A 17,774-nucleotide genomic window follows, 5' to 3' on the forward strand; every position below is an offset into this window, starting at 1 on the left:
GGAAGTTGCGGTGACAGCCGGAGCTTGACCACGTTGATAAGACCACGCCGACCGGGTCGGCCTGAATGGGGGGAAGTACGTGCAGCGAGCCGTCGTGCTGGGAGGATCTTTTGCCGGGCTCATGGCGGCCAGGGTTCTGAGCCAGTTCGCAGACGAGGTGGTGATCGTCGAGCCGGACCTCATATCCAGCGAGGGCACAGAACGAGGATCACCGCACCGCCGCCAGACCCACGCTCTTCTCGCCATGGGACATCAGCAGCTGGAGCGGTTCTTCCCGGGCATCACCGAAGAGATGGTCAACGGCGGAGCGCAGCTCGGGCGTGACGGCGCGATCCGGTTCTACGTTGACGGAATCCGCAAGGCGCCCATTTCAGGCGCCGAGACGCTCAGCGCCACCCGCCCGTTCATCGAGGACCACGTGCGGCAACGTGTCATGGGCATCGCCAATGTCCGGCTGCAGCAGGGAACAGGCAGGGGCCTGATCTTCGAGCGCGGACGTGTCGCTGGCGTCCGGCTCGCACCTGACGAAAGCCAGTCGACGAGCGAGGGCGACCTCAAGGCCGATCTCGTCGTCGATGCCATGGGCCGCTCCAGCCGTCTCTCCAACTGGCTGGGCGACGCCGGCTGGGAGACCATCCCGGCTGACCGCATGAAGGTAGACCTGGGCTACGCCACAGCTCGCTTCACCCGCACCGGGCTGCTCCCCGACGTCTACAGCGAGCTTGACGACCTGGTCGTCGCCCACTCCATTCCCGGCCCTGCAACCGGTTACCAGCCGACCATTGTCGAGACCGCGGCCGTCGCCGCGGTAGAGGACGACACCTGGTCTGCCGTTGTTGCCGGCTACGCCCACCACAAGCCGAGCAACGACGCCGAGCAGTTCCTTGCCCGGCTGCGCAGGTCTGTCGAGCCTGTGCGAGAGGTTGCAGACACGTGCAAGATGATCGGCGACGTAGAGGTCTTCAACTTCCGTGAGAGCCGACGCCGCAGGTTCACCGACATGTCGGGCTTCCCGGCCGGTCTGGTCGTCATGGGCGACGCCATGGCGAACGTCAACCCCATCTACGGGCAGGGCCTGACCCTGGCAACGCTCCAAGCCTCGTCCCTGGCGGCTCACCTGAAGTCCGCAGCCTCCGTGAATCAGCCCGCCTGGGGCTATTTCCGCCGGGCGGCAGTGGTTGTGGATGTGGCGTGGGAACTCGCCACGATGGCTGACCTCGCCCAGCCGCACGTCACCGGACCGTACCCGCGAGGCTACAAGGCCCGCAGTTGGGCGGCCGACCGCATCACGGAGGCCTCGATCAAGGACTCCAGGGTCAACGACGTCTACATGAGGGTCGTCCAGATGCTCGAGCACCCGAAGGCCCTCACCCACCCGCGCACGCTCTTGCGCGCTGCACGAGTGCTGCTTCAGCGCTGATCGACCATGGCCGGCGGCGGCTCACAGCCCGCCGCCGGCGAGCCCGCCCACTTGACTGTCCACACGCGGGGGTTCAGAACGGAGCACGGGGGTTCGCCAACCGTGCCTGCAGCACAGCCCGAGGCGAGGCCGTCTCCTCGCGTCCAGTCCGCCCAGACGGCCGGCTCGTGTGCCCTGAAGCCCCTGCCCAGCAGAGGGCCTGATGCAGCAAGTTATGCCACGTTGACCGGCTTGGCATGTTGCCGGCAGTGGCGCGTGCGCTTCAGCGGTGCGTGTCCGCCTCGTCCGGCCTGGCCAGGCCGAGCAGCTCCTTGATCACCGGGATGACTCTGAGGCGCCGGTTCTCGGGCATGGATTCCAGGTCGGCGGTGAGCTCCTGGATCTCTGGATGTGTCGTCGGGCCGCCTTCGACGGCTTGCCTCAAGGCGGCCATGACCTCGCGGCCCAGCTGGTCGTCCAGGACGGGGCTCCCGCGGAACCGAATCGTCTTGATGCCGACGCCGCGGAGCAGTGCGAGGTCTCTGAGCTGCTGGTACTGCGGCTTGAGCGCGTCGTGAAGCACCTTGCTCCACGAATCCAGGAAGTAGCCGACTTCGACCTTGAAGAAGCGCGCCAGCGCCACGGTGACGTCGCTGCTGGCTCCCTTCTTGCTGTTGAGGATGTTGCCGACCGTCTTGCTTGTGACGCCGATCCCCTCCGCGATCTCGTCGTAGTAGTACCGCCTCTCACCCTCCTCGGTCTGCTTGAGGCGGGTGCTGTGGAGAAACTTCAGACGCTCGGCCAGTGCGGGCGACATGTCGTCGAGCTTGACCTGCTCGCCAGCCAGGACCGCTGAGATCGTCTCCACCGGGATACCGGTGGCGTAGTGGACCTTCTCAGTGTTGATGATCCTTCGGTCCCGGCCGAGTGCAGCGATCAGTTCGTTGATTGCGGCGACGGTCTCCGAGAGGTTCTCCGCCTCGTTGGGGTCAGACGCGACCATGGCGAAGCACTCCTGTAATCGCGGGGGCAAGTGAAGCCGCGCGCATGCGGCACGGTCGAACCATAGCGCCCAGCGCTGTAGCCGTCACCGACCTGACAGAACTGTAGTTCATTCGCGATCCTCCTCAGGAGAACTATGGTTGACAGAGGTTGCGTGTTGCAGCAGGATCATGACCGCCAGTGATCCATCGGGGCACGGATGGCGCTCGTCGTCCACGCCTGGCTTCCACCGCCTCCGCGGTCCGAGTTACGGGAAGCCCGGTGGCAGCCCTGCACTCGGATCCAGGCGACGTACGAAGCGTCGAACACGGGGGAAAACGTGAGCAGCACCGCACAGTTCAAGCAGGCCGGGATCCGAGCACTGCGCGACAGCTCCGTGTCGTCTCGACGCCGGCTCTACCTGCTCATTCGCTGCCGCTGATCGCAGCTCAGCCCTCTGCCGCTGCTGGCCAACCTCGACATCAGAGCCACCTGGCTCCTGATTCTCCAAGGCACAGCGCAAGCCACGTACCTGCAAGAAGTTTGCCCCGCCAGTCCAACACTCCTCTGGCCTAGGAAACCGTGAGTGTGGACCGACGGGTGCTCCCCGCTAACGGAGGTCCTGTGAGTTTGTCATCTCTGCGCGTCCGCGCGCACCACAACCCGCGAACTCGATACGCACTCGTTCTCAGCACGGCCACGGTTGTAGGCGCGAGCATGGTCCTTGCGGCCACGGCGAACGCGGCCGACCGATGGGGCCCTGGCTACCTCATCCCCGACAGCAACGGGAACCCGGGCACCTCCCACATCGGCGCCTACCACGTGCCTGGAACGAGCATCCTGGCGTACTGCGCGGACCCCGAACTCGCCGGCCCCGAAGCCGCCAACGGGTACACCCCGGCCACGGACGTCACCACATGGACCTCCAAGGCCACCGGGAAGGCCGCGAGCGCCGGCGACCTCGCGCGCGCCGCGTACGTGCTGTCGAAGTACGGCCAGACCACCAGCGACGTACAGGCCGCCGCCGTCGACGCGGTCGTCTACACCTACCTCGAGGCCGGATCCCCCTACGCCCTGCCCAACGGCACGCGTGCCCTGGAGCGTCTCGGCTACTCCAACGTGTCCCCGGACGCGAAGAAGTGGGCCGGCGGCTACCTCAACGAGGCCGCCATGTTCGCCGGCCCCTACACGGTCAACATCAAGTCGGCCGAGGGCACGCTCAGGCCCGGGGTGAAGACCTCCGTCACCCTTGCCGTCACCTCCGCCTCCGGTCACAAGGTTCCGGGCGTGAAGCTCGACCTGGACGTCTCCGGCGCGGCAGCCGGCGCCGCGAGCGTGACCACGAACGCGGACGGCGTCGCCACCGCGACAATCACCCCGGCCAAGGACGGCACCGTCGACTTCAAGGCCCTGGCCAAGTCGCTCCCCGCCGCCCAGCTGCGTGTCCTCACGCCGAACGACGCCAAGGCCCAGCGGCTCCTCGTACCCGGCGGCACCTCCAGTGCCCAGGCCGAGGTGCACCTCGAGACCAAGAGCCCCAAGGGCGGACTGACCGTCACCAAGACGGCGGACGACACGAAGAAGCCGCTCGCCGGCGTCGAGTTCGCGGTCAAGGACAGCTCGGGCAAGACCGTCGCCACGGGCAAGACCGACGCCACGGGCACCTGGCAGGCCAAGGACCTTGCCCCCGGCACGTACACGGTGCACGAGGTGAAGGCCGTCGAGGGTTACCAGCTCGCCGCTGACCAGCAGACCACCGTCGCGGACGGCAAGACCGCCGCCGTCGCGGTCACCGACGTAAAGATCCCGGAGCAGCCGAAGCCGAAGCCGCGGCCGGTCACCATCCCCGTCCTGCCGCAGACCGGCGCCTGACCGCCGCTACGCCACGCGTTCACCGCGGACCCGACGGCGATGGGGTGGTGACCAGCCCTCAAGGAGTCACCACCCCACCGCCCGGCGTGAGCCGCTCTCACTCGCAGGAAACACCCATGCCCCGCACCACCAGCACCTCCGAGTCCGACGACGCCACCTCCTCCCACGAGCCCGCCCCCGCCCTTCACGGGCGCCGCCTCGCGATCGCCGCGGTAGCCGCCACCGGGCTCACCTTCGCGGCCCTGCTGTGGGCGACGCAGGCTGGCCACGACTCCGCCGGCCACGCCCAGGCGGGCGCGAAGGCCCCCGCCGCCGTTCCCTCGACCACCGTGCAGACCCCTGACCCGCTGACTCCCTCTGCCGCGCCCACTGGCGGTGACGCGAAGACGCCGGACAACACCGGCAAGTCCCGCGACGCCGCGACCCGCACCCTGTCCGACTGGAGCGCCGACAACCCGGCTGCCAAGGGCAAGCACGCGGTCGGCGGCAAGAACGGCAGCGGCCCCGGCGGCCGCATCGGCGAGGTCCTGCGCATCCCCGTCCTCGGCAAGGACTGGGCCCAGCCCGTCTACGACGGAGTCGGCAGCCAGCAGCTGCGCGCCGGCGTAGGCCACTTCCCGGACACCGAACAGCCGGGCCAGATCGGCAACTACGCAGTCGCTGGCCACCGCTCCGGCGTCACCGCCCCCGCTTTCCGCAACATCGACCGCATCACCACCGGCGCCCAGATCCAGGTGACCACCGCGCACCGCATCACCTACACGTACATCGTCACCCGCGTACGCACCGTCGCGCCGACCGACGTGAACGTGATCGCCCAGGTCCCGGGCCAGCCGAACGCCACCCCCACCAAGGCGAAACTCACACTCGTCACCTGCTGGCCGGCCACCGGCCACTCCAAGCGGGTCGTCGTCGAGGCGGACCTCGTCTCCGCCACGGGGGGTGCCTAAGTGACCGACGACGCCGACCCGCAGGACGAGACGAGCGAGGAGACCGAGAAGGTCACCGTCCTGCCGGCGCGGCCCTGGCCGGTCTACAACGTCGACCGCGCCCGCGCCGAGCTCATCGCCATCGAGATGCTCACCCGGGGCGCCAGCGACCTGCGCGTCCGCCACGCCACCCGCCTGTCCCTCAAGAACATCAGCCGCCTGAAGACCCTGGTCGCCGAGGAAGCCAAGAACCCGGCAACCCCCCGCATCGTGTGCCGTACCCCTGCCCGCGCCCATTCCCGCCAGCCCGGCGCCCAGGCAGCACCCCGGCTTCCGGGCCGGACGCCTCCCACCAAGCCCGCCCAGCCCAGCCAGCCGGCCGAGACCGTCCAGATGCCTCTCTCGCTCGACTGGTGACATCTGGCGCCGTCCCCCGCGCGCCGACCGCCCCGCAGGCCCGATACGCCACGGGTCTACTTCGCGTACCACAATCCCAGGAACCCCTGTGCCCACGACCCTTGCACCACCACGGTCGGCCGCCGTGCCGTCGGCCGCGGAGCAGGACGTCGCCTGCCACCGCGTGCCCTTGGCCGGGCAGTGGATGTCCACGACCGGCGGGCGTATCGCGCCGAGCGGCGAGTCCTGGCTCGAAGCCGTGTACTGGTTCTACAAGTACGGCCCTTACTCCTCCGAGCGCGCCCACGGGCCCAAGAAGTTCGGCGCCACCACCCTGCGCCTGGCGAAGACGATCGCGCACCTCACCGAGTGCCGCCCCAGCGTCGGCAAGCTCGTCGAGTGGCTCAAGCTCTCCGAGCGCACCGTCAAGTACCACCTCGCCATGCTCAGGGAAAGCGGCCTGCTCACCTACCGCTCCAAGGGCACCCGCGTCGCCGGCGCTGGAGGACGGGCCAGCGAGTTCGAACGCACCATCCCCCAGGTCTTCGACGACGCCGCAGGGCTGCGCACCGGTCCCTCGGACAAGCTCATCCGCACCGTGCGCGGCTTCTCCCCGGAGAAGACCCCACTGCTCCAGGAGCTCCACGCTGCCGCCCGCCCACCCCGACGCAAGAAGCGGACAAAGCGGTCCAACCGCCGCTCGGTGAACACCCCTTCGGCAACCTCGTCTTGCACCCCAATGGTGGTTAGTACTTCTAGTTCTTCTACTGCGGGTGATCTCAACTCTCCCTCTGAGAGCAAGCTCGCCAGCGGGCACCACAAGTCCTCCGCCGCCAAGAAAAAGCCCACCCTCCGCAAGCTCAACACCACCGGCCGCCGCTACCAGCTCGCCGCCGAACTCATCCGGCAGGTCGGCTGGCTCGGCCGCGCCTCCGTCCCCCGCATCGCCTGGATCGTGCGCCACGTCGCCGACGCCGGGTGGAGCACCGCCGAGGTCATCGCCCTCATCGGACTCGAAGCCCCGGCCCGCCGAGTCCACCGGCCCTCCGGCTTCCTCGCCAACCGCCTCAAGGGCGCCCACCTGCTGTACGCCACCGCCGCCCAGCGCACCGCGATCGTCGACCACTGGCGCGACTCCCGCCACGCCGAACACGACCGGCACACCGAGTGGTGGCAGGACGACTTCCGCCGGCCCGCCAGCCGCGCGGTGGCGCGCCAGGTCGATGCCGCCTTCGCCCAGCTGCAGCAGCAGGCCGCCCCGGCGGCCGAGGAGCGTGACCTCGCCGTCGATGACGACGGTCTGGTCGAGCTCGAGCAGCTCACCCGCGACGAGATCATCGAACTGCGCGCCGCCGCGCTCAAGGACCCCGCACTCGTCCGTGCCACCGTCCGCTCCTGCGGCGAGACCTACGCACGCCGCCTGTTCACCACCGCCCTCGTCGACCAGGTCCAGCGCCTCACCGGACTCGGCCGCACCGTCGTGCACAGCTGGAGGCCGGCGTGAGCAGCGAAGGACCCTCCGGCGTCGACCTCGCCCGCGTCGCGCTGGCCGCCGCGAAGAAGGCCGCCAAGCAGCGCGGCACCACCACGTCCGCCCAGCGCACCCCGAAGAACCGTCCGTCCGCCCGCCGCGGCGGCCGCGACCCCATGGGACTCGGCGGGGCCCTGGCTCAGCTCGTCACCGAACGCGGCTGGGAAACCCCCGCCGCCGGCGGATCAGTGATGGACCAGTGGCCGACCATCGCCACACCGGAAGTCGCCGATCACCTGAGGGCCGTCGCCTTCGACAAGCACACCGGACGGCTCGACCTCCTCCCGGCCACCAACGCCTGGGCCACCCAGGCACGCCTGACCAGCGCACAGCTCATCCGGCGGGCCAACGCCGCGGTCGGCACCGAAACCGTCCGCCAGATCCGGGTCCTCCCGGTCGGCGCCCGCACCCCTATGGAGCCGACCGCACCGCCCCCCAAGGCTGCTGCCCCTGCACCCCGCGGTGAGGTACGCACCCGCGAGAGCGCCTCGCCCGGCTACCACCGCGCGCGGGCCGCGCTCGCGACCACCCCCGCCGACACCACCCGGGGTCCGGTTCGCACTCGGGACGACGGGAGCGACGGCTACCAGCAAGTCCGCGCCCTTGTGAAGAGCCTGCCAGCCCAGCCCGCTGACCCGGCGCCAGCCCGCACCCGGGAAGACGGGTGCGACGGCTACCAGCAGGCGCTCGCCCAGATCGGCGCCCTCGCCCCGCAACGATCGAACGAGACGCCTGTCATCACCCGGGAGAACGCCTCCGCCGGCTACCAGCTCACCCGCCGCGCGCTGCTGGACGGCAGGAACCGCCCCCGCACCGGCGCCGCCTGACCCACCCCCTGTCTTCCGACGAACGAGAGCAGCCCCGCCCATGACGTCCACCCGCACAGAGCACGTGCTCCCCGCGCCCCCGGCCGACTGGAGCCGGCCCGCCCGCAAGACCGCTTCGACCATCACCGACCCCGAACTCGACGCGCTCTATGCCCAGCGCGACGCACTGCTGCGCCTGCTGACCGTCGTCCTCGCCGGCGGAGCAGCCGCATGAGCAGCACCGCGATGCTCGTCCGCCCCAAGGCGGCAACCCCTTGCGCCGGAGCCGAACCCGAGATCTTCCACGACGACGCCCATGCCGCCACGGCTCGGAAGCTGTGCACCGGCTGCCCACTCGCCGCGCTCTGTCGCACGCAGGCCCGCGACAACCGGGAGTGGGGAACCTGGGGCGGCGAGACCAGCGCCGAGCGCGCGGCCGCCGGCTACCCGCCCGCCGGCTGGCGCGGCCGCGGACACAAGACCGAGCTCAAGCCTTGCGGCACCGCCGCCGCCTACCGCCGCCACCTGCGGGCCGGACAGAAGCCCTGCCGGCCCTGCAAGTCCGCCGAATACCTCCGCCGCGCCGAGCGTGCGGCGGGCCCGCGCCGCCCGCGGCACGCGACCAGAACCAGGAGCCAGACATGACCGGACCGAGCAGCACCCCGCGGGGCGAACGCCCCAGTACCCGCGGCACCCACTGGGACCGTGCTGACCTCCATCGAAGTCGTCGTCCCCTGCGAAGCCAGACAGGGCGACCGACGAGGAATAGCGCGCAAACAGCGCGGAAGCCCCCAACTCCGTCCAGAGCCAGGTAACCCGCCAGTAGCGGCCCACCGGCTCTATCCACAGGGCCCGCACCTCACCCTGTCCCTGCCTCGGCCCGTCTCCGTCCGGGCGCGCCCCCGCACAGACGAAGGAGCAGCGGATTGTCCACACCGAGCACCATCACGCGGGCCTCCTCGATGCCCACCACGACAAGCGACTCGCCGTTCACCACCCGCCGCGCCCACCTGGAGGACCTCGGTTTGGTGAACGCGCTGCACCACGCCTGCTCTCTCGACAGCCGGTACGCCCGATACGCCACGCCTCGCCGGGAGTTGAAACCGTCGGAGTTCGCTCGGCTCGTCCACCCCGCCGCGGGCGACACCTGGATCACCACACTCACCGACGGATCCGAGAGCACCGAGACGGCGGTCGCGCTCACCCACCTCCTCAAGACCCGCACCGCCGGCGTCTACGAACTCGCCGTCTTGGTCGGCGACCCCTGGCAGGGCCAGGGGCTCGGAGCCCGGCTCACCGACCAGGCGCTCGCCTGGGCCGCCGCCAACCCCAACTGCCGCACCGTCACCGCCATGTTCAGCGCCTCCAACCGCCGTGCCCTGCACATCCTCAACCGCCGCAACATCACCATCCCCGCCGCCACCGCCGGCGTCATCGACGTCACTCTCCCCCTGCCCGAACGGAGCTGACCATGGCACAGCTGCCCACACCCACCGCCGAGCTCCAGCGACCCGACGGGGCAAGCCTCGCCCTCTACGTCGACGGCCCCAGCGATCCCGACCTCGTCCTCGTCATGGCCCACGGATGGCAGGCGGCGGCCTCCGTCTTCAACGAGCACGTCCGCCAACTCCCGCGCCCGCGCACCCGCATCGTCCGCTACGACCAGCGCGGGCACGGCAACTCCACCAACGGCCGCGCCCTGCCCTCCATCCCCCTGCTCGCCGACGACCTCAAGGCCGTCATCGCCGCCACCGCCCCCGGCCCACTGCCCGTCCTGCTCGCCGGCCACTCGATGGGCGGCATGACCGTCCTCGCGCTCGCCGCCCAGCATCCGCACCTCATCGGCGACAAGGTCACCGCCGCTCTCCTCGCCGCGACCACCGCCGGCGGCCTCGACCTCGCCACCGCCCCCCACCCGCCGCTGAAACGCCTCATCGGCATGACCCGCCACGCCATGGCCGCCGTCTGCATTCACGCCCCGGGCCCGGCCCACCGCATTCGCGAACTCGTCCGTCCCCGCCCCTACCAGCAACCCCCGATCGACCACGCCGCCCGCTGGTTCAAGGCCCTCATGCGGCACGACGTCGCCGATCAGCTCGACGCCCTCGCACGAATCCCGGTGCACATCCTCGTCGGCGAGAACGACCAGACCATCCCGCCCATCCACGCCCTGCGGCTCGCCGCGCAGATCGACACCGCCCGCCTCCACGTCATCCCCGGCGGCGGCCACCGGCTGCCCACCCAGCACCCCGAGGCCTTCCTCACCGCCCTGGAACGGGCCTGCGCCGAAGCTCTCCCGGCCGGCGGCCGACGGCACCGCCGCCTCGCCCGCCGCGACCGCGCGACGATGCCGCTCCCGACGAGCAGAGGCCGTACGGCACACTCACGAGCGAGCTGACCACGACCAACGAACGAGGCCGCCTCCGGGCGGCCACGCGGACACCGAACGGCAGGACGAGCACGTGAGTCACCCCGCGGGCAGCGCCCGCCCCCCGGAGCGCCAGGTACCCGTGTTCCTGCGCCGCCTTGAGCCGCCCCGCACCTGGGGCGGGCGCGCCGACTACCGGCCGCCCGCCGCGATCCTCGCCACGTCCACCGCGTTCGTTCTCGTCTTCCTCGGCTTCTACCTGGCCCTGTACTCCAAGTTCTTCCACCACCACCGGCACATGGCGCTGGCCGCGGTGTTCGCTGGCGCCACCCTGCCCTCTCTCGCCGTCTACGCGATCGCCCACCGGCTGCTCGCCCGCTTCGGCCTCTACCTGTGGCAGAGCGTCGTCGCCGGCATCGTCCTGCTGACCATCATGAGCTCGGCGCCGGACTGGGCCCATACGGTGTTCCCCCGGGCGCAGGAGCGCTACGAACGCGAACTCGGCGGCCCGGGACGCTGCCTGCACAACACGCCGTACAACCTCGACCGCACGCAGACCACCTTCGCGGACGATCACCCCGGCCGGATGGTCATCGACCCCATCGCCCAGGGTCTGCCCGTGCTGCGCCTGGACCACGCCGTCGACGGCGGCCTCCGGCACCTGGCCCCCGCGGATGCCGCCGCCCGCAGGATCCTGAAGGAGTACGGCTGCTGACGTGACCTGCGGGCTGGTCACCAATACCGGTACTGGTGAGGCGAGGGAGGCGTGTACTCCTCCCACAGCGGGCCGTCGTGCGAGCGGCGGTCGCGGTCCCCCGTCAGGCCCACGATTCGGTGCACGGGCACGCGCAGCCGGTGCTCGGTGTCGCGCGCGGTGAAGGCGAGTACGCGCCTGCGCGAGTCCCAGCCGCCGACGGCTCCGTACAAGACGTGCACCGCCGCATCGCTACGGACGCCAGTCTCGACGATCAGCCGCATGACGCCGCGTGGCGGATACGGCTCGGTCAGCTCCCGCAGCTCCTGACCGGCCGGACCGGCGGCGGTGTCGTCCGGAACCCAGATCCACTGACCCAGTTCGAACGACTCCTTCCACCGCCACCGGGAGTCCTCCTGCCGCTGCGGCGCCCAGTGCACCGGAGGCTCGGCCCCGCACCGGCCACGCAGCAGTGCACGGGCCTCGCGCACCCGCTCGGACGGCCGAGGCCGTCGACCGTCCTGGGCGACGTCTTCGGCCAGCAGGGGAAAGGCCGTCCGCAGCAGGGCGCGGGCAGCACCCAGCACCGCAGGAGCGGGCCCCTCCGGCATGAGACCGCCCTCGGCGAGCGGCTCACCGGCGATCAGACGCCCCCGGCGCCCCGTGGAGTGCTCGAGCGCACGTTCGGCGGCGAACTCGGGCACCGCCAGGACCACCGCGTCCGCAGGAAGATTCTCGCCGTACGGGTTGTAACGCTGCCCCGCGCCCCACGGCACCCGCGGCCCGATCTGCTCGTACTGGGCCAGAAAGGCGAGATCACGATCGTGCGGCCCGGTCAGTGGCCAGCCGCAGACAAGCAGCAGCCGCTGCTTGTCCGATCCCTGCGACGCCCCCGCCAGCTCAGCCTCCAGACGGGCGCACCAGCGCTGCACGAAGGAGTGCCACTGCTGGTGGAACTCGGCCTGGGCCCACGCGGCCGGCGAGGTGTGCCCCGCCGCGCAGGTCAGCGCCGGCAGCGGCAGCGCGGTCACATCCCGCACCCGGGCCTTGCCCCACTCCCGGGCCACCACGGCCGAGGCGTAGTCGAGCGCACCACCCGCATCCCGGCCCTGCTCGCGCGCCATCGTCCAGGCCGCCCGGACCATCGTCCACAACTCCAGCGACGGCCGCCCGTACCCGTACCCGTGACCGGTTCCGAGCACGGCGCCCAGGGCTCGGGACTCCTCGTGCACCTTCCGGTCGGCGGCGACCGCGTCGCAGGCCGCGGTCACCGACGCGGTGGCCGTAGCGGGCGGAGCGGCCGCCCGGTACGCGGCCAGTGCCTCCTCCGACCGCTCGACCACGGCGGTCCACGCCCGCAGCGCCCGCCACCCCTGGGCGCCGAGCTCGGCATGATCGAGGACCGGCTTGAGAAGGGCCCGCACCGCGGCATCGTCGTGCCGAGCCGCCCGCTCCAGCGCCTTGGCGTACGACGGCCAGGTACGGGGTCCGCTCGCGCCGGCCAGTTCGGTCGCGCGGGCATCGGCCCGCAGGATCTCCTCCAGCGCCTGCCACAACACCTCGGCGCCCGCCGGCAGTTCCACAGCGCCGACGCAGCCGGAGCACAGCTCGGCCAACGCGTCCAGTACCACGACCTGATCCGGGGCTCGTCCCGACAGCCTGGCCGCGTGCTGGCAGTGCCCCCAGGACTTGCCCTCCGGAACCGGGACGTGCCACTTCCCCGTCCCGGCACGCACGAGCTGGACCTTCGCCTCGACGACCGCCGGCAGGTCGATGTCCAGGCGCCGCAACTCGTCCCGGTCCAGTGACGACAGACGGCTCTGGCCGTGCCTCATCCTTCAACCCGCCTTGCTCTGTGCCGTCCGTTGCGACGCCACGCTACCGGCGTACGGAGTCACTGGGAGCGAGGTAACGGCGGTCCCGGGCGGCCGGACACGTCAGTACCTCGCCGTACGCTGCGGCGCCAGCAGTGCCGTCCTCGCAGCGGATTCGGTCAACCTCCCACGTGGCGGCGCGGACCGGGTGATGATGGCTCGATGAACGCGTTGACCGCCCGCTGCTTGCCCGCCCGCTCCCGAGCAGTCGCGGAACTGGCGGAGACTACGGCGAAGTGGGGCTGTGCCGTGCTCGACGACCCGGGAATCGCCGAGCTCGCCGACCAACTTGCCCACGTGGCAGGTCACATTCCGCAAGACCTCGTCAACCGGGGCGAGGCCGCAGCCGGGCTGGAGGCGGCCGTTGAGCACCTGCGGGCCGCGGCGCGGCTGGGCGGCCTGCTTCCCCTCGTCACCCGCCACCACCTCAACGTCGCCCTTCAGTGTGAACGCAGCGCACGGCAGGGTCAGGCTCGGCCGGTTCCCGCCGCCGACCGATGAACGCGAGCCGGCCATGCGCCCGGGCGGCCGGGAAGCTCGTCCCCACCGGAAGGACCGGAACCGACTTCCCTCCCGGCCGAGCACCGTGGTGCTGAGCCGGCCCAGGGCGGCACGCGCGTCTGCGAGGCTGAGCGCATGACCCCCGTCGACGTCGCCCTGGACAGCATCTGGCCCGCTGAACTGCGTACCGACCGGCTGCTCCTGCGACCGGTCACCCCCCAGGACGCCGACGTCGTCCGCGAGCTGCTGACCGACGAAAGGGTCCGCGCCTACCTAGGCGGCCCTGCCTCCCCCGAACGCGTCGCCGCCCGCCAGGTCGCTTACCCGCAGACGCCCGGTGCCTGGGCCATCGTCCGAGTCGCCGACGGCCGAGCGGTCGGACTGGCGAGCATCGGCGCCGACCCGCGGTGCGCAGGCCGGGCCGAGGTCTCCTACCAGCTGCTGCCCTCCGCCTGGGGCGGCGGCCTGGGACGGGAGGCGGTCGGCGCCGTCGTCCGCTGGTGGTCAGCGACGGTGCCCGACGGCGGTCCGGTCGTCGCTGTCACCCAGGCGGCCAACGCCCGCTCCCGCGGTCTGCTGGAGTCGCTCGGCATGATCCTCGTCGACGAGCTCGACGAGCACGGATCCCGGCAGTGCGTCTATACCCCCGGTGGCGATCAGGACGACTCCGACCTGCGCTGGCTCCGCCTGACCGCTTCACACCTGGACGAGGTCGAGCGCCGCCGCGGCGCGCAGGCCCGCGCTACCGCCGCAGGTCAGCGCCTCCCGGAGGACCTCACCATTCTCACTGCCGAAGAAGCGTCCCTGCTTTGCCCCGCTCGGCACGGGACGTACGGCCGGATCTGCGCCGCCGAGGCCGGGCACATGCCGGCCCTCCATCTCGGCCGGGCGCCCGACGGCGGCTGGATCGCCTGGCTGGAGGATGTTCCCGTGTGACGCCCCGCGCGGTCCCCGTCGCGGCGGATGGGCACCACCAGGCGCCGAGGCACGTCACCGCAGCCGGGTCACCGTCACCACCCCATGGCGCGTCGTACCTGCCAGGACCTCGGCGACCAGACCCGTCTCCACCGCCTCGTAAGCCACCCCGGACTCGGTGCGCGCGGGCCGCCCAGGACCCACGTCCGCCAGCCGCGCCATGACCTCGCGCCCGACCGGCCCACTTACCGTCTGGGACAACACCGTCCGCCCGCCGGGCAGCCGCACCGCCAGGGCCCTCGGCCGCGACCGAGGACCGGTGAAGCCCACGACGTCCACGTCGAGCGTGTCAGCATGGCGCACCTTCCGCCAGATCCGCGCCGCCCGGTACGCCGAAGAGGCGTGCTTGCAGACCACACCCTCCACGCCCTGGGCGCGCAGCGCCTCGCACCACACCAGAGCGGTGTCGCGGTCGTCCGTGGCTGGCACCGCTTGCAGCGGGGGGCCCACACCCCCCAGGACGTCGAGGAGGAGCGCCCGGCGCTCGACGTACGGACGGGAGCGGACATCCCCGAGCTCGGCGTGCGACAGGATGTCCCACGCGGCGAACGACGCCGGCCATCGCGCCGCCAACTGCGCGGCCCGCGCGGGGGACGACGCGGCGCGGGCCTGCGCTGCACCGAAGTCGACGCGGCCGGCCACGTAGACGACCGCTTCGCCGTCCAGAACCGTCCCGGCCGGCAGCCGGCGCGCGGCGCGCGCCAGGTCCGCCCAGACGCCGGTCACCTCCCGCCCGGAGCGTGACTGCAGCCGCACCCGGTCCGCCTCGCACCACAGCACCGTGCGGTGACCGTCCAGTTTCGGCTCGAACCACCACCCCGGTCCCGCCGGCAGGACCGGTACGGGCTGAGCGAGCGCCACGGCCACAGGGAAGTCCACGCCCCCAGCCTGCTGCGCAAGCCCGCCCACCGCGCGTCGGCAGGCCCGAGCGGACCGCCGCGCTGGGCGGCCAGCGCCGAAGATGAGTACGACGACGCGGCGCAGCATCCGCCACCGACGATGAAGATCAACATTGCCGAGACGGGGGACCGCTCATGCTCAGCCGTATCGCAGACCTTCTGGTGGCCGCCGTCGGCCGCCTGTCGGTGACCACCGACCCGGGCGCCGACCTGGCGCCGCGAACCACACCTCCCTCGCCGATCCCGCCATCGTCGTCGCCGCCCTGCGGCGCCTCGGTGTCGAGCCGGTCATCATGGCGGCCGCCGGTCTGTGGCGTGTCCCGCTGCTCGGCCGCGCGCTTGCCCGCGAGGGCCACATCCCCGTCTTCCGCGGCGACCGGCGCGCCGCGGACGCACTGGACGCGGCCGAAGCGGCGCCCGGATCCTTCCGCAGCGGCCTGGCCCGGCTCGCCGAGCGCACCGGGGCTCCCGTCGTTCCCGTGGGCCAGGCCGGCGCCCGCCGGGTCACCTCGGGCAGCACCGTCAAGCAGCTTGCCGGCCTCGTCACCGCCCCTCTGCGCCGACCCGAACTGCACGTCCATGTGGGTGCGCCCCTGGCGCTGACCGGCGATCGCGCGGCTCGGACGGCGCGGGCCCGGACCGCGGTGACCACGGCCTGGAGGACGGCGGCCGCCCACCTGGGAGAGCCCGCCGCGCTCGCCGCGTAGCGGCATCGCGCCCCGCTGCCCCGCGGGCTCCCCGTAGTTGGGCGGAGGTCCTCGAGTTTTTCCGCCGGACAGCGGGGTGGCGATCGCTCGATGCGCACGGGGATGAATACGGCGAGTGGGCCGCGCGGCGGATGCGACGGTTCTACGATGGCCTCCTGGCCAGACACGTACCGCCACGGTCGTCCGCCGCTCGTCCACATCCGCGCGGCTTCGCTGACGGCAAGGGTTTCCGGACCCCGTGCTGCGTCATGGTGGTGTCCTTCGAACTCCCCTCCGCAGCACGATGTGGGCGCCCCGCGCGCTGCGGCCTGAGGAACGAACCATGCCGAAGAACCGGACCACCGCGCAGCAGCGGGCCCGACAGATCCAGCGCGCTCCCGGCGCCCGCCTCACGTACGGCAAGGCCCTGGAAGCCGCCCGCAGCCGTCAACTGCACCCCGACCAGGCACGCAAGACGCTGCGCGAGCTCGCCGAAGCCGACGCCATCGCCGTCTCCTGGCGCGACTGCCTGCGAGGGCACCTGACCGCCGCGGACCACGCCGACTGGCCCACCGCAAAAGACGCCATCGCGCTGTGCGAGGACCTCTACCGGCTGACCGGCGCCCCCGCCCCGGCCGAAGTCCTGCCGGACATCCCCCCAGCGCTCCGATACTTCCCCCTCGACCACCTGCGTGACGCGCTGAGGAAGGGGAGCGCTCCCGACTACGTGTGCGCCGGCATCGCCGCGCTCACCGGTCCGCTCCGTCATCTGCTCCGGCGTCCGTACGGAGCCCGCCTGCGGCAGGACGACGTCACCTACCGGGCGCGGAAGGTGCCGATCTCCCCGTCGCGCCGACTGGTGACCGTGCACACCGTCGACGGCCTGTACCTCGAAGACGTCGCCTTCCCTCGCCCCTGGGGCACACCGGCCACCACCGGCTACTTCACCTGCGAGACCGCCCCGGGCCGCGAGGAGCTGGCCCGCGCAGTTCTCGCCCACGCGCTCGGTGGTGCCGCGCCGACCAGCCGCGCTTCGTGCAGCGCCTGCCACGGCAACGGCTGGCTGACCGCCCTGGACCCGGAGCACGACACGCACGTTCCCGCTTACCGGCCGGACGGCGGTCACGTGTGCATCTGCGCCGGGTGCCGGGGCACGGGGCTGCGCCCGCTTCCCACGGACCTGTTCGCCGCGACGTTCCTTCGCCGGCTTCAGGCCCGTACCGGCCCGGACGTGTCCCGCCGAGAGATCCTGGAGTGGACCGCCTCGCACGCGCCGGCGCAGCCGGCACTCCGGGCCGGGTGCGCCGAGGGCCCCCAGGACGCCTACGTGCGGCAGGTCGTCGCTGCCGTGACCGACGCTGGCTTCACCGTCGTCGCGACCGACACCCCCGACGGCTACGAGCTCGGCTTCGACGAACAAGGGGTCCTCGGAGCGCACTTCGCCGTCGGCGGCGAGACCGCTCTGCGTATCTTCAACGCGGACTCCGTGCTGTTGATCTGGTTCAGTGACCGAGGCTGGTCGGTCACCGGGTTCGGCGAGGTCCGCCGGTTGCTGCCCGCTGACCTGGTCCCTGAGCCCCACGCAGTTGCGCAAGCACTGGTGGCGCCCGCCACCGAGGACGAGGCGTCCCTGACCAGTCGGCCGCCGCTCCACCTCGACCCCTACACGGCCGTGCTCGCCTACCTGACGCCAGCGCACTCTTAGGCAGGTCTGCCGGGCCCCCACCGTCCAGCCCGGCCAGCCGGGCCCGGTTGCCTTCCGCAGGCTGGCCTGTCGGCTGTCGGCAGTACGCGCCGGCGAGCGGATCAGCGGCCACCGCTTCGGTGGACGGCGAGCGGGGCTACCCCTGACGGGTGAATGCC

Annotated in this window: 17 protein-coding genes and 1 pseudogene; 15 read left to right on the plus strand and 3 right to left on the minus strand. The window is 71.8% G+C overall.

Annotated features, from left to right (window positions below):
• Positions 1-79 precede the first annotated feature (79 nt).
• Positions 80-1,420: an FAD-dependent oxidoreductase gene (locus ACZ6K0_RS38130; RefSeq protein WP_469578138.1), complete on the plus strand. Its 1,341-nt coding sequence runs from the start codon at positions 80-82 to the stop codon at positions 1,418-1,420.
• 262 nt (positions 1,421-1,682) lie between these two features.
• On the opposite strand, the gene ACZ6K0_RS38135 is transcribed toward ACZ6K0_RS38130, so the two are convergent.
• Positions 1,683-2,402, minus strand: a complete 720-nt coding sequence (locus ACZ6K0_RS38135; RefSeq protein ID WP_469578140.1) for a hypothetical protein — start codon at positions 2,400-2,402, stop codon at positions 1,683-1,685.
• A 695-nt stretch (positions 2,403-3,097) separates the two neighbouring features.
• On the opposite strand from ACZ6K0_RS38135, the gene ACZ6K0_RS38140 reads away from it, so the two are divergent.
• The 10 genes from ACZ6K0_RS38140 (at position 3,098) to ACZ6K0_RS38185 (ending at position 10,997) form a co-directional block, all read left to right on the plus strand.
• Positions 3,098-4,252, plus strand: a complete 1,155-nt coding sequence (locus tag ACZ6K0_RS38140; RefSeq protein ID WP_469578142.1) for an MSCRAMM family protein — start codon at positions 3,098-3,100, stop codon at positions 4,250-4,252.
• Between the two features lie 116 nt (positions 4,253-4,368).
• Positions 4,369-5,202, plus strand: coding sequence for a sortase (locus ACZ6K0_RS38145; RefSeq protein ID WP_469578144.1), 834 nt, complete (start codon positions 4,369-4,371; stop codon positions 5,200-5,202).
• Positions 5,203-5,598, plus strand: a complete 396-nt coding sequence (locus tag ACZ6K0_RS38150) for a hypothetical protein (RefSeq protein WP_469578146.1) — start codon at positions 5,203-5,205, stop codon at positions 5,596-5,598.
• An 88-nt stretch (positions 5,599-5,686) separates the two neighbouring features.
• Positions 5,687-7,081 carry a helix-turn-helix domain-containing protein gene (locus ACZ6K0_RS38155; protein WP_469578147.1) on the plus strand — a complete coding sequence of 465 codons (1,395 nt, stop codon included), beginning with the start codon at positions 5,687-5,689 and terminating at the stop codon, positions 7,079-7,081.
• Positions 7,078-7,935 carry a DciA family protein gene (locus ACZ6K0_RS38160; RefSeq protein ID WP_469578149.1) on the plus strand — a complete coding sequence of 286 codons (858 nt, stop codon included), beginning with the start codon at positions 7,078-7,080 and terminating at the stop codon, positions 7,933-7,935. The genes ACZ6K0_RS38155 and ACZ6K0_RS38160 overlap by 4 nt, the downstream gene beginning before the upstream one ends.
• 40 nt (positions 7,936-7,975) lie before the next feature.
• Positions 7,976-8,149, plus strand: coding sequence for a hypothetical protein (locus ACZ6K0_RS38165; RefSeq protein WP_469578151.1), 174 nt, complete (start codon positions 7,976-7,978; stop codon positions 8,147-8,149).
• Positions 8,146-8,559 carry a WhiB family transcriptional regulator gene (locus ACZ6K0_RS38170; protein ID WP_469578153.1) on the plus strand — a complete coding sequence of 138 codons (414 nt, stop codon included), beginning with the start codon at positions 8,146-8,148 and terminating at the stop codon, positions 8,557-8,559. The genes ACZ6K0_RS38165 and ACZ6K0_RS38170 overlap by 4 nt, the downstream gene beginning before the upstream one ends.
• 281 nt (positions 8,560-8,840) lie before the next feature.
• A complete protein-coding gene (locus tag ACZ6K0_RS38175) occupies positions 8,841-9,383 on the plus strand; it encodes a GNAT family N-acetyltransferase (RefSeq protein ID WP_469578154.1) in 543 nt (180 codons plus the stop codon).
• Between the two features lie 2 nt (positions 9,384-9,385).
• Complete coding sequence (locus tag ACZ6K0_RS38180; RefSeq protein WP_469578156.1) at positions 9,386-10,312, plus strand: alpha/beta fold hydrolase; 927 nt, start codon at positions 9,386-9,388, stop codon at positions 10,310-10,312.
• A 64-nt stretch (positions 10,313-10,376) separates the two neighbouring features.
• On the plus strand, positions 10,377-10,997 hold the full coding sequence (locus tag ACZ6K0_RS38185) for a hypothetical protein (protein WP_469578157.1): 621 nt from the start codon (positions 10,377-10,379) through the stop codon (positions 10,995-10,997).
• A 17-nt stretch (positions 10,998-11,014) separates the two neighbouring features.
• Here ACZ6K0_RS38185 and ACZ6K0_RS38190 read toward each other — a convergent pair whose 3' ends face one another.
• On the minus strand, positions 11,015-12,811 hold the full coding sequence (locus ACZ6K0_RS38190) for a hypothetical protein (RefSeq protein WP_469578159.1): 1,797 nt from the start codon (positions 12,809-12,811) through the stop codon (positions 11,015-11,017).
• Between the two features lie 201 nt (positions 12,812-13,012).
• Here ACZ6K0_RS38190 and ACZ6K0_RS38195 point away from each other — a divergent pair, with 201 nt between their 5' ends.
• Together ACZ6K0_RS38195 and ACZ6K0_RS38200 are read left to right on the plus strand one after the other, a co-directional pair.
• A complete protein-coding gene (locus tag ACZ6K0_RS38195) occupies positions 13,013-13,351 on the plus strand; it encodes a hypothetical protein (RefSeq protein WP_469578161.1) in 339 nt (112 codons plus the stop codon).
• Positions 13,352-13,486: 135 nt separating this feature from the next.
• Complete coding sequence (locus ACZ6K0_RS38200) at positions 13,487-14,287, plus strand: GNAT family N-acetyltransferase (RefSeq protein ID WP_469578163.1); 801 nt, start codon at positions 13,487-13,489, stop codon at positions 14,285-14,287.
• A gap of 54 nt (positions 14,288-14,341) precedes the next feature.
• On the opposite strand, the gene ACZ6K0_RS38205 is transcribed toward ACZ6K0_RS38200, so the two are convergent.
• Complete coding sequence (locus ACZ6K0_RS38205; protein ID WP_469578164.1) at positions 14,342-15,205, minus strand: ATP-dependent DNA ligase; 864 nt, start codon at positions 15,203-15,205, stop codon at positions 14,342-14,344.
• 155 nt (positions 15,206-15,360) lie between these two features.
• Between ACZ6K0_RS38205 and ACZ6K0_RS38210 the strand changes: the two are divergent.
• Together ACZ6K0_RS38210 and ACZ6K0_RS38215 are read left to right on the plus strand one after the other, a co-directional pair.
• Positions 15,361-15,932 (plus strand): annotated as a pseudogene (locus tag ACZ6K0_RS38210) (lysophospholipid acyltransferase family protein).
• Positions 15,933-16,254: 322 nt separating this feature from the next.
• On the plus strand, positions 16,255-17,616 hold the full coding sequence (locus ACZ6K0_RS38215; RefSeq protein WP_469578166.1) for a hypothetical protein: 1,362 nt from the start codon (positions 16,255-16,257) through the stop codon (positions 17,614-17,616).
• The last annotated feature ends 158 nt before the right edge of the window (positions 17,617-17,774 follow it).

The sequence above is a fragment of the Streptomyces sp. NPDC042346 genome (assembly GCF_055581845.1).